Consider the following 14,576-nt stretch of genomic DNA (forward strand, 5'->3'; position numbering starts at 1 on the left):
TTTCATTATTTATCAAGATTCTGAAATAACTTCAGAACAACTTGATGTGTCAATACTCATAAATGGTTATTCCACTTCTTAATTTAGGCAGAATATATGTGCTTTTTGGTGGCATGGTGAGTCCTTCATCTGCTATTTCTTTCATTTGTTTTACCGTTGCAGGGCACATACCAAACCCAACTCTAAACTCACCGTTATCTACGCTCGATTTTATTGTAATCATCTCGTGTCTGCCATGAACATACTCAATCCTACTATCGTTTCTTAAATCTTCAATACCTAATATTGGTTTTAAAATTGTTTGATAGAGTAGGTGTGCATCAAGTTTATCTAAAGCCGTTTTAAATTTATAGTTGGCCTTACGTAAGTATAGCGAATAAAATTCCCCATCAAGGTACATACTAAAGTGATGTGGTTTAGAAGGAGCGTAAGGTACAGCTCCTCGGTTTTCTATCCTAAACATCGCATCGAGCTTAATTAAAAATTCTTCTTTAGATAGACCGTTGAGGTCTTTAATTAAGCGATTGAATTCTTGTATTACCAGCTCGGATTCTGGAATGAGATACGACATAAAAAAATTGTATGATTCTTGCCCTGTATGATTTGGATTTTTTGCTTTTTCGTCTTTGTATAACAAATAGGACGAGGCTGATCGGTGATGCCCATCTGCAATATAAATCGTATCTATTTTTTCAAACTCCGCGCGTATTTTTTCGATATGTTCCTGCTTATCAATTTTCCACAGATAATGGGTGTCCCTGTAGGTCATTGTGAACTCAAATTCAGCGTGATTTTTTTGAGTTTCCTTTATAATGGCAGAAATAACATCATTATCTGGATAAGTAAGAAGTACAGGTTCTGCGTTAAAACCCACTGTTTTTAGATAGGTTTTAAATGTCTGTTCACGTTTTTCAATCGTGTCTTCGTGTTTTTTAATAATATCTTGCTCGTAGTCTTCTGCACTCGTTGCTGCAATTATACCATTAAACTCTTGCTTGTGTCTATTTACAATTTTATAAGCGTAGTAAGCAGGCGATTTATCAGTATTAAAAACACCATCTTCTTTAAACTCTAAGTATCTGTTTTTAACAAGTTTATAGCGTTCTGTACCTGTAATTACTTGATCGTATTTGTAGCCAGGATTTACAATATGAAGAAAGCTATAAGGATTGTAATCCATCCGAGACTCACGTTCGTCTATAGTATAGCTCTGATAAGGACGGGAGGCTACGAGTCCAACAATAGCTCGAGTGGGCTTTACAGCCTTAAATGGTACTACTTTTGCCATTTATACTATGCAAATTGATTTGCAACTTTTTCTGCTTTTCGACTTTCTGAATAATCATAAAACCCTTCTCCAGATTTTACGCCTAATTTACCAGCTCTTACCATATTAACAAGAAGAGGACATGGCGCATATTTCGGATTTTTGAATCCTTCGTACATTACATTAAGTATTGAAAGGCAAACATCTAATCCAATAAAGTCTGCTAATTGAAGCGGACCCATAGGATGAGCCATTCCTAATTTCATCACAGTATCAATTTCTTGGACTCCAGCAACTCCGTTATATAGTGTTTCAATAGACTCGTTGATCATAGGCATTAATATGCGGTTTGCAACAAACCCAGGATAATCATTAACTTCAGTAGGTGTTTTACCTAGTGTTTTTGAGAGCTCCATAATAATGTTTGTTACTTCGTCACTCGTATTATAGCCTCTTATGATTTCTACCAATTTCATGATTGGTACAGGATTCATAAAATGCATGCCAATTACCATTTCTGGCCGGCTGGTAACTGATGCTATTTGAGTAATGGAAATTGATGAAGTATTTGTAGCAAGTATTGTATCCTCAGGGCAAGCTTCATCTAATTGCTTAAATATTTTAAGTTTTAAATCCACATTTTCCGTTGCCGCTTCAACTACTAAACTGGCATACTCAACGCCTGAAGTAATATCAGTATAGGTAGTAATATTACCGAGTGTTTCCGTTTTCTCAGCTTCTGTAATTTTTTCTTTTGCAACCATTCTGTCCAAATTGCGTGAAATGGTTTCAATGCCTCTTTTTAACGAAGCTTCATTAATATCTACAAGTTGAACTTTAAATCCTGATTGTGCAAAGGTGTGGGCTATTCCATTACCCATTGTTCCTGCACCAATAACTGCTACATTCTTCATTATAATTAATTGTATTTTAATATTATAAAATTATCAGTCTAAAACTGATTGATTATCATAGTCGCTACGCGCAATGCCTCTGTACCATCGTGCAACGTAACAATTGGTTTAGTGTTGTTATTTATAGCATCAGCAAAAGTTTCAAGCTCATCTAAAATTGCATTGTTGTTTTCGATGTTTGGATTATCAAAATAGATTTGCTTTTTGACCCCTTCAGCATTTTGAAGAATCATATCAAAATCTCCAGGATTTTCAGGAGCATCCTTCATTTTAACAACTTCACATTTCTTTTCTAGAAAATCCACTGATATGTAGGCATCTTTTTGAAAGAAACGTGACTTACGCATATTTTTTAAAGAAATACGGCTCGCTGTAAGATTTGCAACACAACCATTTTTAAATTCAATACGTGCATTGGCTATGTCTGGCGTTTCGCTTACAACAGAAACACCACTAGCTGATATATGTTTAACAGGCGACTTTACCACACTTAGAATAATATCAATATCATGTATCATTAAATCTAACACCACGGGAACATCAGTGCCGCGTGGATTAAATTCTGCCAGCCGATGTGTTTCAATAAACATCGGATTTTCAATTTGGTCTCTTACCGCAATGAATGCAGGATTAAAACGCTCTACATGGCCAACTTGACCCTTAACTCCATGCTCTGCTACCAAAGTTCTAATGGCTTCGGCTTCTTCAACGGTTTTGGTAATTGGTTTTTCAATGAAAATATGTTTACCCTTTTTTATCGCTTCCTTGGCGCAATCATAATGAGAAAGTGTTGGTGTAACGATGTCAATAACATCAACTGCATCTATCAAAGCGTCAATGGTGTTAAAATATTTATAGCCAAATTCCTCTACGACCAGCTTTGCATTTTCGGGATCAGCATCATAGAATCCTACAAGCTCATATTTTTGGGATTGATTAAGGAGTCTCAGATGAATTTTACCAAGGTGACCAGCACCCAAAACACCAGCTTTTAGCATATCTTTAGTTTTTAACAAAAATAATTGATTTCACTGATAAATTTAAAAAAGAAAGCCTAAAATGCTGAGATAATAGCAACAAAATAAACTTAGGCTTCTTACTTTGAACTTGTTTAGGTTTAGAGTAATTTTGAGGTAAAATTGAATTACTTTGAAGGACACATTTAAGCACAAAGGAATGCGCCAACAATTGGTTAACACCTTACGCAAAAAAGGAATTAAGGATGTAAAAGTGTTAGACGCTATTGGTCGTGTACCGAGGCATCTTTTCATGGATTCAGGGTTTATTGATCATGCCTATGTCGATAAAGCATTTCCTATAGCTGCAGACCAAACAATCTCTCAACCTTACACCGTTGCATTTCAGACTGAATTATTAAATGTAAAAGCAGGTGATAAAATATTAGAAGTTGGAACAGGAAGTGGTTACCAATGTGCTGTGTTACTCGAATTAGGTGCGAAGGTATATAGTATAGAGCGTCAGCAGGAATTGTTTAAAAAAGCATCAAAGTTTTTACCTAAAATAGGGTATAGAGCAAAAAAATTGATTTTTGGAGATGGATATAAGGGTCTTCCTGAGGTTGCGCCATTTCAAGGGATAATAGTAACGGCTGGTGCACCATTTGTTCCTAAACCGCTGTTAAGTCAGTTAGCCATAGGAGGTAGGCTTGTTATACCTGTTGGAGATAATGTTCAAGTAATGACACTTTTTATTAGAAAAGGTGAAAAAGAATTTGAGAAACATGAATTCGGAGAATTTAGGTTTGTGCCACTATTAGAGGACAAAAACTAGTTTGTTGCACTAAAATATGCTTCTTTACCACCAACAATTGGAAGCGTTAAACTAGTCTTGCCTAATGCAATAGTCAATTCAGTTCCAGGCTTTGGATGAAGGGTAAAATCTTGGTCACTTGAAAATATCATTAAACCAATTTGTTGTCCAGCTTTTATAATTTGGTCGTCAGGTTGTAATTCAAAATTCAACGTATAAGAACGCCCTGGAACCAAATCTTCTTCATCAGTTAATGACCTGTAATTTTTTGGGTCAGCCCAACCACGAGTAATAATATTCTCCGTTATTTTTTTAGCATTATCTTCCCAAGGTAATGATACCAGCCATATTGACAAATTAGCTGCTTGTTGATTACAAGACAGCGTAATACTTACTTTAGGAACACCGGAGATATGAATATCACTCTTTAATTGTGGCGTTGCATAAATCAATCTGTTTTTTGAGTTTGCCAATTTAGCTAATTCCTTTCCTGAAATAGAGACATCGTCAATTAGTGTTTCGCTTGTCATTGATTTCTTATCAAGAGACAGACTGCCAATACCATTTTTACTTGCCGTAAGACTAAAAGTAACGTCTTTAGCTTCAGGATTTGGATAATCTAGATATGCGGTTGGTTGTAGTCTGTCGTCATATTCCCTTACGATATAGGCTTTGTTTTTGGCTTTATCTACACCGTTATCAATACCATGAAGATATTTAGTAAACCACTTGTTCATCATTGAAATAGGAGGTGGTCCACCATGTCCATTTTGATGATAATAGATTTGATGTGGTAAACCTTTTTCTTTGACTGCTTGATATATCCGATAGCTATGTTCTGGCATAACATTCCAATCGTTAAAACCATGTGACATTAACAAAGCCGCCTTCATATTACCAATTTGATTTAGGTAGTCTCTACTAGACCAGAACTCATTTAAATCTCCTGTTTGTCGGTCCATTCCTTTTCGCATTTCGGTATCTCTTACCGTTTTATTATTGAAAGGTCTGTTTTCTTCATTGCCACTATGTACAAAGTCATAAAGGACATCAATATCCTCTCCCAGATATCCGCCAGGTGATCTTACAAGACCGTTTGACCGGTAATAATGATAATAAGAAGTATTTGGTGCAATTGGAATAATTACCTCTAATCCTTCCACTCCTGTAGTGGCTGCAGCCAGTGGTAAGGTTCCATTGTATGATGTTCCTGTCATACCAACTTTACCAGTAGACCAATAGGCCTTAACCTCTTCATTTCCTTCTCTTTCTGCATAGCCTTTAACTCGTCCACACAACCAATCGATAACGGCCTTTGGGGCAAGTGATTCGTTAGGTCCACCAATTGTCGGAGCTCCATCAGAAAGTCCAGTTCCAGGTGAACTTGAGTGAACAACAATGTAACCTCGAGGCACCCATTTTTTGATGTGTGAATTTGAAATTATTGGTCTTTTCCCTCTGCGTTTTACATCAGGGTGGAATCTCTCTTCGCCTATTTCCCCAAGCTCATGTTTTACATTCCACATTGTACCCGGAGCATCTGCTGCCACACCTGCAAAATAAGGACTAGTCACATAAATAATTGGTAATTTTAATCCTTCTGTTTCGGTTTGTTCTGGCCGCGTCACCGACACATGCATTCTATCAGGATCTCCATCGCCATCAGTATCAAAATCAGTTTCTACCCAGAGATCGTGTCGCAACCAATTATCAGGATTACTAAATGCTTCGACAATTTGGGCTTCGCCATTTTCAAATACGGGTTTGGCTTGTGAATTGTCTTTTTGTGCACAACTTATAATTGATGTAGCCAGTGCGACCGATAGAAGTACCGTTGACTTAATAGAAAGATTCATTTATTTAAGTTTAGTTTTAGTTAAAGATAATGTGCTCTGGGCGTATTGCATAGGTAAAAACAGTTAATTAGTATGATAACCACAACTATTATTGTTTAGGTAGATATTCTTGGGGTATTGGATTGTCTTCTGATTCTTGCATCCAGTAGATATTTACTATCCACCAACGCTCACCATCGTACATTAGTTGAATGCTATTTATACCACGCATAAAAGGCGTCTCATCACTTTTCTTCTTGTAGGACTCATAAGTGCTAAAAACATGAGAGATATTACCAAAACTTTCCGTACTCCTGTTTATTTCAACTTCATGAAATCCGTTTTCTAACAGCCATTTTCCTGACGAGTTGATATAATCTTCTGGCGTTAAATATCTAGCTATTGGTTTACCTTCACTATTTTTCCCAGTAGGAATCAATTTGGCTTTTTTATGAAACAGAAATTTAAATAAATCCCAATCGCGCTCAATACCTGCATCACCAGAAATAACTGAATATAATGTTTCTATAGTGCTATCTAATGATGCAACATTTTTGGCATAGTCCTTTTCTTCAATCTCTTGTGCACTCATATTTAATGTGAACACAGCAAAAATGATACTAAAATATTTCATGCTTAAATTTAAAAGAATTTTAGACCAAATAAAAGTGCATCGCTTTGAAAACCGCCTTGGTAGGAGCGCACATAATCAAATCTTAGAAATCTAAATTTGCCCCAACCAATATTATCAATTCCAATTGTATACTCTTGATAAGGTGTATTATCTGGAGTTGCGAGATTATGTGCTCCAATTATTAAATTGAAGTTGAGCTTGTTTAATAGCGGGATCTTCCCCAAAATATAGCCATTAAAATCATGTTCTGCATGCATCTCAAAATAGCTGTCATTGGTGCTTAAATCGTAATATCCAAGATTGTTAAAGACATCTGTGTAATTGCCTCTGCGACTTACATTAATTTGGTTACCATTAAAATGTTGAAAGTCCATAAAAGCAATATTTTCAGCATTAAAGAATTTACCTGTTCTAAGATTGTAACTAAAGCGTCCTTTATCTCCAACATTAAAGGATTGATATAATCGCGCCTTGATTTGATCAAAATTATAATCGTTGTTAGTCGCACCAAGACCCTTTTCATAACTCAAAACTAAAATAGGATATTTATCAGTTGATATATTGAATTTGCTATCAGGATAATTGAGGTATTTTTGACCAAAATTAAATTGACCAGTAAGATTCAATTTTACGATATTGTGATTATCAAATGGGGCAGTGGAAAAATTATTTGGATCAATAGGATTATTGCTCAAATATACTTTATCGTCTTGAGGATAGAACGTTTGATCTGTTGTATTAAATAGAGCTGATCTATTTTCATAAGATAAGCTACTGTAAAATCTAAAGCCATTAAAAAATTCCTCGGAGTAATTTAGTTGAATAAATCGTCTTTCATATAACTTCATGTAGTTCTCTTCAAAAAACAGTGTAGCAAGGGTGTTGCCAAATGCAGTGATAGGATTTGATGGGTTAAATTGGGCAACCTGTATACCGCCAGAGAGCGTTAGGAATGATCTTGATATGTCATTAAATTTAAAGGTTAGAGAACCTGTTGCTCTTAATCTATCATCTGAAAAGCCATACTGTAAACTAGCATTTGCTCGAAAATAGCGTCTAAATTCATCAAAATTTTTGGTGTAGAATAGATTTGCGTTTGCAGTAAAACCTTGTACAGTATTAAACTGAACCCCACCCAGAGGCATATTAAAACCAAGGCTATAATCTTTAAACGAATTTTGATAGGTATATCCTAATATATTATTTATTCTAAACTTGTTATTTTCTCTATCTAACGAATCAAGGTATGGTCTAGATTCTCTTACATCTTGAATACTATCCTTTATAACATAGTCAGTACGTTCTTCGGTGGTAAGCGGTACAGGGCGAACTTGTTTCCAATAAGTTGAATCTTTTTTATTTGCTTCATTTTCGAAAGAAACTAGCTCTGGTCCGAAATCGTCTTTAGTAAGACTAGGATTGAGCTCATAATTACTGTATACAGCTGTAAACCTGCCATCTCCTTTAATACCAAAAAATTTATATTTGAAATCTATACTTTGTGAAAAAACAACCCATGCATCCTCATTTTCTGAGTATGAAAAACTTTGTTTAAGTGAAATTATATCTACTGCTGGGATTCGTGCTTGTACACCGGTAATATCCAACTCAAGTGCGTATATGGTCCATTGATCTTCAACTATATAAATAGTACCTGAAAAAATAGGATCGTTTTTACGTTTTGGAATTACATTTATTTTATTGATAAGATTGCCTCTCTCATCGTAAAAAACACCTTCTAACTTGTAGTTATAGTAACCAAATGCATTGTTGGCAATAGGTGAGATAATTTCATTTCCAAATTCTACGGTGTTATTATAAAAATTATAATCTACGTCTATTGCATTATTAAAACTAAAACCGCTGTCATCGCCACTGACTTTAGAAGCTGTTATTTTTTCTTTGAGTTTATCTGGTCTTAAAAACTGAATTTTAGAAATGGTTTCAGATAAGTAAATGATACCACTTCTTGTTGAGTCTAGTCCACCGCCTAAATCACCAATCTCTTGACCTAGTATTTTTTCTGGGGCATCCTTAATACGTATTAAACCACGAGAGTAAAAATCTGCTTTGTACGATTTTATTTTTTCTAAATTTCCTTTTCGTTTAGCAATGGCATTTCGCATTATGGCATTTGCTGGATTTTCTTCGGCATTAACCACTACTTCACCTAAAGACAACGAGCCCTCCTCTAAAACCACATCTAAGTTATAGGGGAATTCTTCAATCTCAACTTTCATTGATTCTGTTTTATATCCTAAATAACTAAATACAACGGTATAAGTTCCTGGTTTGGAAATATTAAGTTCGTAATAGCCGTCATTGTTTGTAGTCGTTCCTCTATAAGTATTTTTTATTATAACATTTACAAAAGGTAAAGGTTCGTTGTTATTGTCTGTGACTGTTCCGGTAACTTGAGCTGAAACACTAAAGCATATTAGTATTGAGAAAAAGGTTAGTAATAATCTGTTCATTAATTTAGATTGATGGTTAAAAATAGTCAGAAGCGTGTAAGGATTCTCTGAATATCTATCAAACTTAAATTAAATTTAAATGTGTTGAGGTTATAGCCTTCTTAAAATTATCGAAAACTTTTCTTAATGCGATCTAGGCTTCTTTTGTTGTCACGGTCTTTTATTGTCTCGCGTTTGTCATAGAGTTTTTTACCTTTTGCTAATGCAATTTCTAGTTTTGCGAGACCTTTTTCATTTATAAAAAGGCGAAGCGGAATAATGGCATTACCTTTAATATTTACCTCTTTTTCAAGTTTTTTTAATTCTCTTTTATTTAAAAGAAGTTTGCGTTCTGCTTTTGGTTTATGGTTGTAATAGTTTCCAAAGGCATATTCTTCAACCGTCATGTTAACAACAAAAAGTTCACCTCTATCGTTAAATTCGCAAAAACTTTCTGCAATTGATGCCTTACTGGCTCTAATTGATTTTATTTCGGTACCAGTTAATACAATTCCAGCTGTATACTTGTCAAGTATTTCATACTGAAATTTGGCTTTTTTATTAAGGATGTTTACTTTTTTTTGCATTAAAGACAAAGTTAATTCTTAAAGTTAGAAGTAAAAAGTTTTACCAAAAAAGAAAAGCGGTTCTATTATTATTCGGTTAGCTTTGTAATACTGTTAATAAGACCCTCATGAAACATACTATATATCTATTATTATTATTATTATTATTCTTTTGTTGTTTTTCTTGTAGCTCTAATGTTAAAAACGAAGTGTTCACTGCTCAAGAAATTATTGATAAAGCTATAGAAGAATCTGGAGGCTCAAATTTCAATAAATCTAATATACGTTTTGATTTCCGTGATAAGTCCTATTTCGCAAAACGGGATAAGGGTAAATTTTTATTAGGCAGATCTTTTGTACAAGACTCAAATAGTATAACAGATTATTTTACTAACTCTGAATTTCAACGGTTGGTAGATAACCGAAGTGTGGAAGTTGCAGATAGTTTGATATCGAAATACAAAACTTCAATCAACTCCGTTCACTATTTTGCGAAATTGCCTCACGGATTAAATGATCCAAGTGTGAATAAAGTATTGATTGGAGAGGAGACGATTAAGGGTGAAACCTATTTTAAGATTCGAGTAACATTTAATGAGGTAGGTGGTGGAGAGGATTTTGATGATGTCTTTTTTTATTGGATCAATAAGAAGAATTGGAAAACAGAATATTTAGCATATTCTTACAATGAGGATGATGGCAAAGGAATGCGATTCAGAGAAGCATATAATGAAAGATATATAAAGGGAATACGATTTTTGGATTATAATAACTACAGACCAAAAGATAGTACTATTAAGCTTATAGATTTGGGCAAAAATTTTGAAAAAAATAAGCTCAATTTCTTATCGAAAATTGAGCTTAAAAATATCGAAGTTGATTTGTTCTAATATTGCTCTACCTGCCAAGATAACCACCGTCAACAGGTATTATAGTGCCTGTAATGTAATCGCTGGCGGCAGAAGCCAGGAAAACAATTAAGCCTTTTAAGTCGTCTCCGGTTCCCCATCTTTTCATTGGAACACGCATAAATACTTCTTCTGTTCTCTTCTTGTCATTAATTAAGGCTGTATTTAATTGCGTATCCATGTAACCTGGTGCAATGGCATTTACACAAATACCTCTGGAAGCCCAATCGTTGGACAAGGCTTTGGTTAATTGTCCAACACCGCCTTTTGAGGCTGCATATGCCGGGATTGTTATACCTCCAAGGAAACTCATTAATGAAGCTATATTGATGATTTTTCCACCTCCTTGTTCTAACATCGTATTTCCGGCAAGTTTACAATAGTGAAATGTGGCATCTAGATTCACCGCAATGACTTTTGACCACTCATCATCCGGAAAATTTTCACTCGAGTATCTTCTTTGAATACCAGCAGAATTTACGAGTATATCCAATTTTCCTCCTAATACTTCCAGCGCTTTTTTATAGGAATTATCGATTTCTGATTTAATACTTACATCTGCTTGAATGGCTTCTACACTTAGTCCGTCTTTTTTTAAATTTTTACTAAGATCGAATGCGCGTTTGTCATAATCAATAATTATTGTTTGCGCTCCTGCCTGCGCAAGCGCCTCTACCATAGCGATCCCTAAATCGCCTGCACCGCCTACGACTATAGCTTTTTTACCCTTTAAACTAAAGGAATCTAATACGTTATTACTCATTCTTTTTTCTAACCAATAATTCACTTATCCCACCTATATTATGAAGTATTGGATTTTTTTAAGGTTAGGTTTTATTATTTAAATTCTAGAGATTTTTATAATTTTCGGGATTCCATAATGGAGTCCATTCTATGATCATATCTTTACCATCTTCTCCCTTGACATCTAAAATTTCTTTTATGTCTAGAATGGTTTGGTTTGTCTCTTCTACAGAATTACTAGCCGTATAAATTCTGTACAATATCTGTCTTTCCGTACCGACCCATTCTCGCATTACAGTATCTCCTTCTTTGAATCGTTCTACTACAAAATGAACATTTTTGTGATTCTTGATTTCATCTAGTCCTTTAATAGAATTGATTTTACCATCTTTCAGAAGTATCCAAACTGAACAAGCACTTTTACCACGGAACATATAATCGTTTTGCTCGGCGAAGTTATCTTCTCCAAATTTTCCGGTTAATGCAAAATTCAATAGCATTTTTCTATGATCAAAACCATTAATATGTGCTAAATGTATATGTGGCGCTTCACCTTGTAAACGGAATCCAGGATCGTAACTATAGAATACACCATTTTCTACAAAGAATTGAACATTTATTACACCGTTTTGAACTTTAGTGGCTTTAAATAATTCAGATAATTTTGGATGAACCTTTTCAACAAAAGATTTGGTATATTTAGAAGGATAAATTGTTGATAACGCTATTGGGCTAGAATCGCCTTGAATTCTGGTTAATATCCTATCGTAAGTAGCAGAAAGATAAGGCACACCATCTTTAAAAGTATAGTAGACAGCCATGTCATCACAACTGGCGTCCATATACTTTTCTACCATAACAATTCCTTTCTTAGAAAATTTAAGGGCATTAATCACGGTTTCCCTATAATCTTCTTCATTCCTACAAATTTTCATGCCTACACCACCACCGCTGTCAACTGGTTTAACCATTAATGGTAGATCTACATTATCGGGTTTTCTTATTTCCTCATCTTTGTGAAGATAGATACCTGGTATATCTTGTACGCCATGTTCTGCGCAATATTTTTTATAGCCGCTTTTACTACAAAAAGCTTCTATCGTACCATCAGTAGCATAACATGGAAGATTTAATCTATTACAGATTTCTTTATATGGTTTTACTAAAATATCTGCAACACCAACAAGCACCCCATCAACCTTATTTTCTTTTGCAACTTTGACTATTCCATCAATATCAAAACCATCAATGTCATAGGTCTCTTTTGCGAATTTTTTAGCTGGTGCATTTGGGTTAGGATCAATTACTATGGTATGTAATCCCATGCTATTTGCAACCTCTACAAGAACACCTGTTTCTGGGTTGCCCCCAAGAATTATTATTTTTTTGGACATTTTAATTTATGATTTTAGTTTACGTGTTCAATATTTTGCTTGTATAGGAAATTCTCATCAAATCCCATTTTTTTAATCAATTGGCTAATCTCTTTTTCATCAGTTTTAAATTCAGCGATGTGATCATCATGAATTCCCATGAGTAATAATTCACTTTTTATAAGTCTATGAGTTGAAGGATTAATAGTGGCAATAATTAAATAATCGAAATCATCTTCGTTTACAGAACTAATAGGTTGAACCATTGCATTTCCAATTTTTAAATCGTGAAAATCTACATCTACCCATTTTACGATTTTAAAATAGTTGGTTTTTAGATTAGTTGATAAAATGTGCTGACCAAACGAACCTGAACTGTATACTACAATCTTAGAACCCTTTGAAACATTGGTGAAGGGGTTAAAGCGAGGTTGCTCATTATTAATATGAATTAAACCACCAGACCTGACCAAAAGTTGCGAATACAAATAATAATTTAATTGGGTTGTTAAGGTATCTTCATCAAGGATATTTGCCAGTTTCTGTTTTAAATGATTCATTAACAAACCTAGTCGGTAATATTCCATTTCTGGATTTTCAATAGACTTTACAATTGAGTCATGTCTTTGTCTGTAATAATAAAGTGGAATTTTACTAATAACAAGTCTCTTCGACTTAGCTAGATAAGAATAGGTTATTGCGGCGTCTTCACCCATTAGAATATCGTTATTAACATCAAAAAGAATATCCTCAAGAAGCTCCTTTTTAAAAAGCTTATTCCATACATAAGTGGTCATACCGTGTTCACAGAATTCCCCATTGAATATTGCGTTGGGTAATATTGAAGATTTAATCTCAGCTTCATTATAAAACCCTGGGTTGTTGGGTTTCATTGTTTCAATCTTTCCATTGAATTCTCTAAAATGACCTGTAACTGTTAAATCTGCATCATTTGTTACGGCAAGTTTGTAGAGCGTATCTAAATAATAATTGTCTACCCAATCGTCACCATCTACATAGGCAATATAATTAGCAGAAGCTACTTTGAGCCCTGCTTTTCTTGCCGAAAGCAGACCTCCATTCTCTTTATGTAAAACCTTTATTCTTGAGTCTTTTTTAGCATAATCATCGCAAATTTTAGGACAATTATCAGGACTACCATCATCAACTAAGATTAATTCAAATTCTTGGAATGACTGCTCAATTATGCTTTCTATACATTTTGGCAAATATTTTTCAATGCCATAGATTGGAACAATAACACTTATTTTAGTAGGATTCATAGGTTAGATTTTGGTTTGTTTTACGAAATATAAGCCACTACCGCTTTTAGGATCTGTAGTGTCTTTTGCTGTTGTTATGAAAAGATTCTTGTCATTATCAAAACAACAGGATGTTACATTTTTATGAGGTAGTTTAATTACATTTAATTTGTCTCCAGATTCGGGATCCCATTGCGAAACACATGAGCCACCCCATTCTGCAATCCAAAGCATCCCATTTTCGTCGATGCACATACCGTCCGGACTTCCTTCGCCTGTAAATTCTATAACAAAAGAACTAAAATCAACACTCCCTCTTTCTATATCATATCTATATTTTGCTACTTTTTTCGTAGGCGTATCAATAAAATATAAATACTTCCCTTCGTTCGAGAACGCTAGTCCGTTTGAAATAGTGGTGTTATTGATTAGTATATTAGATTTTCCTTTATGGAACGAATATACATTGCCAATGCCATTTATGACTTCGGGATAACCCATAGTACCAATAATAAAACGACCGATAGGATCACTTATACCGTCGTTATATCTAACATTTTCAGGTATATTCAATTGAAATTTAAAACTTGTTTCTAGGGTATTAAAATCCAATTCGTAAAAACCATTTTTCGAGGCAACTAAAACAGTTTTTTCGGTGCTTGTTAAATACACATTACTTGTTGGCGAATCTAATTTGACACTTAAAATTTCCTTGGTTTTTGGAGAATAGCAATATACTAGACAATCCAAGATTGACACAAAATAAAGCAGGTTATAATTTGTATCGAATATTGGTCCCTCGAATAATTCGGCTTCATTTGAATAAAAAATCAAGGATGTGTCCATAGTT

General features: G+C 34.4%; 13 protein-coding genes. 2 read left to right on the forward strand and 11 right to left on the reverse strand.

Features of this window, described 5'->3' with window-relative positions:
- Positions 1-49 precede the first annotated feature (49 nt).
- From LBU54_RS10895 to LBU54_RS10905, 3 genes are read right to left on the reverse strand one after another with little or no spacing between them, the layout of a single operon-like run.
- Entirely contained in the window at positions 50-1,288 is a 1,239-nt protein-coding gene (locus LBU54_RS10895; RefSeq protein WP_224529332.1) for a DUF1015 domain-containing protein, read from the reverse strand.
- Between the two features lie 5 nt (positions 1,289-1,293).
- Complete coding sequence (locus tag LBU54_RS10900; RefSeq protein ID WP_224529335.1) at positions 1,294-2,181, reverse strand: 3-hydroxybutyryl-CoA dehydrogenase; 888 nt, start codon at positions 2,179-2,181, stop codon at positions 1,294-1,296.
- A gap of 38 nt (positions 2,182-2,219) precedes the next feature.
- On the reverse strand, positions 2,220-3,179 hold the full coding sequence (locus LBU54_RS10905; RefSeq protein WP_224529771.1) for a Gfo/Idh/MocA family protein: 960 nt from the start codon (positions 3,177-3,179) through the stop codon (positions 2,220-2,222).
- Between the two features lie 151 nt (positions 3,180-3,330).
- Here LBU54_RS10905 and LBU54_RS10910 point away from each other — a divergent pair, with 151 nt between their 5' ends.
- A complete protein-coding gene (locus LBU54_RS10910; RefSeq protein ID WP_224529337.1) occupies positions 3,331-3,972 on the forward strand; it encodes a protein-L-isoaspartate(D-aspartate) O-methyltransferase in 642 nt (213 codons plus the stop codon).
- Here LBU54_RS10910 and LBU54_RS10915 read toward each other — a convergent pair.
- The 4 genes from LBU54_RS10915 to smpB all read right to left on the reverse strand — a co-directional run bounded on the left by LBU54_RS10915 (position 3,969) and on the right by smpB (position 9,460).
- The gene (locus LBU54_RS10915; RefSeq protein ID WP_224529339.1) at positions 3,969-5,807 is read right to left on the reverse strand and encodes a Xaa-Pro dipeptidyl-peptidase; all 1,839 of its coding nucleotides are present in this window, start codon (positions 5,805-5,807) and stop codon (positions 3,969-3,971) included. The genes LBU54_RS10910 and LBU54_RS10915 overlap by 4 nt on opposite strands.
- An 88-nt stretch (positions 5,808-5,895) precedes the next feature.
- The gene (locus tag LBU54_RS10920; protein WP_224529341.1) at positions 5,896-6,420 is read right to left on the reverse strand and encodes a hypothetical protein; all 525 of its coding nucleotides are present in this window, start codon (positions 6,418-6,420) and stop codon (positions 5,896-5,898) included.
- 8 nt (positions 6,421-6,428) lie between these two features.
- Positions 6,429-8,894, reverse strand: a complete 2,466-nt coding sequence (locus LBU54_RS10925; protein ID WP_224529343.1) for a DUF5686 and carboxypeptidase regulatory-like domain-containing protein — start codon at positions 8,892-8,894, stop codon at positions 6,429-6,431.
- 107 nt (positions 8,895-9,001) lie between these two features.
- Complete coding sequence (smpB, locus tag LBU54_RS10930; protein ID WP_224529345.1) at positions 9,002-9,460, reverse strand: SsrA-binding protein SmpB; 459 nt, start codon at positions 9,458-9,460, stop codon at positions 9,002-9,004.
- Positions 9,461-9,567: 107 nt separating this feature from the next.
- On the opposite strand from smpB, the gene LBU54_RS10935 reads away from it, so the two are divergent.
- Entirely contained in the window at positions 9,568-10,329 is a 762-nt protein-coding gene (locus LBU54_RS10935) for a DUF6503 family protein (protein ID WP_224529347.1), read from the forward strand.
- Positions 10,330-10,336: 7 nt separating this feature from the next.
- Here LBU54_RS10935 and LBU54_RS10940 read toward each other — a convergent pair whose 3' ends face one another.
- From LBU54_RS10940 to LBU54_RS10955, 4 genes are all read right to left on the reverse strand, one after another.
- Positions 10,337-11,110, reverse strand: coding sequence for an SDR family oxidoreductase (locus tag LBU54_RS10940; RefSeq protein WP_224529350.1), 774 nt, complete (start codon positions 11,108-11,110; stop codon positions 10,337-10,339).
- A gap of 85 nt (positions 11,111-11,195) precedes the next feature.
- Entirely contained in the window at positions 11,196-12,485 is a 1,290-nt protein-coding gene (locus LBU54_RS10945) for an ATP-grasp domain-containing protein (protein WP_224529352.1), read from the reverse strand.
- Between the two features lie 14 nt (positions 12,486-12,499).
- Entirely contained in the window at positions 12,500-13,747 is a 1,248-nt protein-coding gene (locus LBU54_RS10950) for a glycosyltransferase family 2 protein (RefSeq protein ID WP_224529355.1), read from the reverse strand.
- A gap of 3 nt (positions 13,748-13,750) precedes the next feature.
- Positions 13,751-14,572 (reverse strand): SMP-30/gluconolactonase/LRE family protein, encoded by an 822-nt coding sequence (locus tag LBU54_RS10955; RefSeq protein ID WP_224529359.1) that lies wholly within the window; start codon positions 14,570-14,572, stop codon positions 13,751-13,753.
- Positions 14,573-14,576: the final 4 nt, after the last annotated feature.

Origin of the sequence: Winogradskyella alexanderae (assembly GCF_020166335.1) — a bacterium.
GTDB classification, from domain to species: domain Bacteria; phylum Bacteroidota; class Bacteroidia; order Flavobacteriales; family Flavobacteriaceae; genus Winogradskyella; species Winogradskyella alexanderae.

Bases quoted from the DNA above. Each gene is read 5' to 3' on its own strand.
- LBU54_RS10935 (WP_224529347.1), top strand. From the start codon at position 9,568: ATGAAACATACTATATATCTATTATTATTATTATTATTATTCTTTTGT.
- LBU54_RS10950 (WP_224529355.1), bottom strand. From the start codon at position 13,747: ATGAATCCTACTAAAATAAGTGTTATTGTTCCAATCTATGGCATTGAA.
- LBU54_RS10900 (WP_224529335.1), bottom strand. From the start codon at position 2,181: ATGAAGAATGTAGCAGTTATTGGTGCAGGAACAATGGGTAATGGAATA.
- LBU54_RS10940 (WP_224529350.1), bottom strand. From the start codon at position 11,110: ATGAGTAATAACGTATTAGATTCCTTTAGTTTAAAGGGTAAAAAAGCT.
- LBU54_RS10925 (WP_224529343.1), bottom strand. From the start codon at position 8,894: ATGAACAGATTATTACTAACCTTTTTCTCAATACTAATATGCTTTAGT.
- LBU54_RS10945 (WP_224529352.1), bottom strand. From the start codon at position 12,485: ATGTCCAAAAAAATAATAATTCTTGGGGGCAACCCAGAAACAGGTGTT.
- LBU54_RS10915 (WP_224529339.1), bottom strand. From the start codon at position 5,807: ATGAATCTTTCTATTAAGTCAACGGTACTTCTATCGGTCGCACTGGCT.
- smpB (WP_224529345.1), bottom strand. From the start codon at position 9,460: ATGCAAAAAAAAGTAAACATCCTTAATAAAAAAGCCAAATTTCAGTAT.
- LBU54_RS10895 (WP_224529332.1), bottom strand. From the start codon at position 1,288: ATGGCAAAAGTAGTACCATTTAAGGCTGTAAAGCCCACTCGAGCTATT.
- LBU54_RS10920 (WP_224529341.1), bottom strand. From the start codon at position 6,420: ATGAAATATTTTAGTATCATTTTTGCTGTGTTCACATTAAATATGAGT.
- LBU54_RS10955 (WP_224529359.1), bottom strand. From the start codon at position 14,572: ATGGACACATCCTTGATTTTTTATTCAAATGAAGCCGAATTATTCGAG.
- LBU54_RS10905 (WP_224529771.1), bottom strand. From the start codon at position 3,179: ATGCTAAAAGCTGGTGTTTTGGGTGCTGGTCACCTTGGTAAAATTCAT.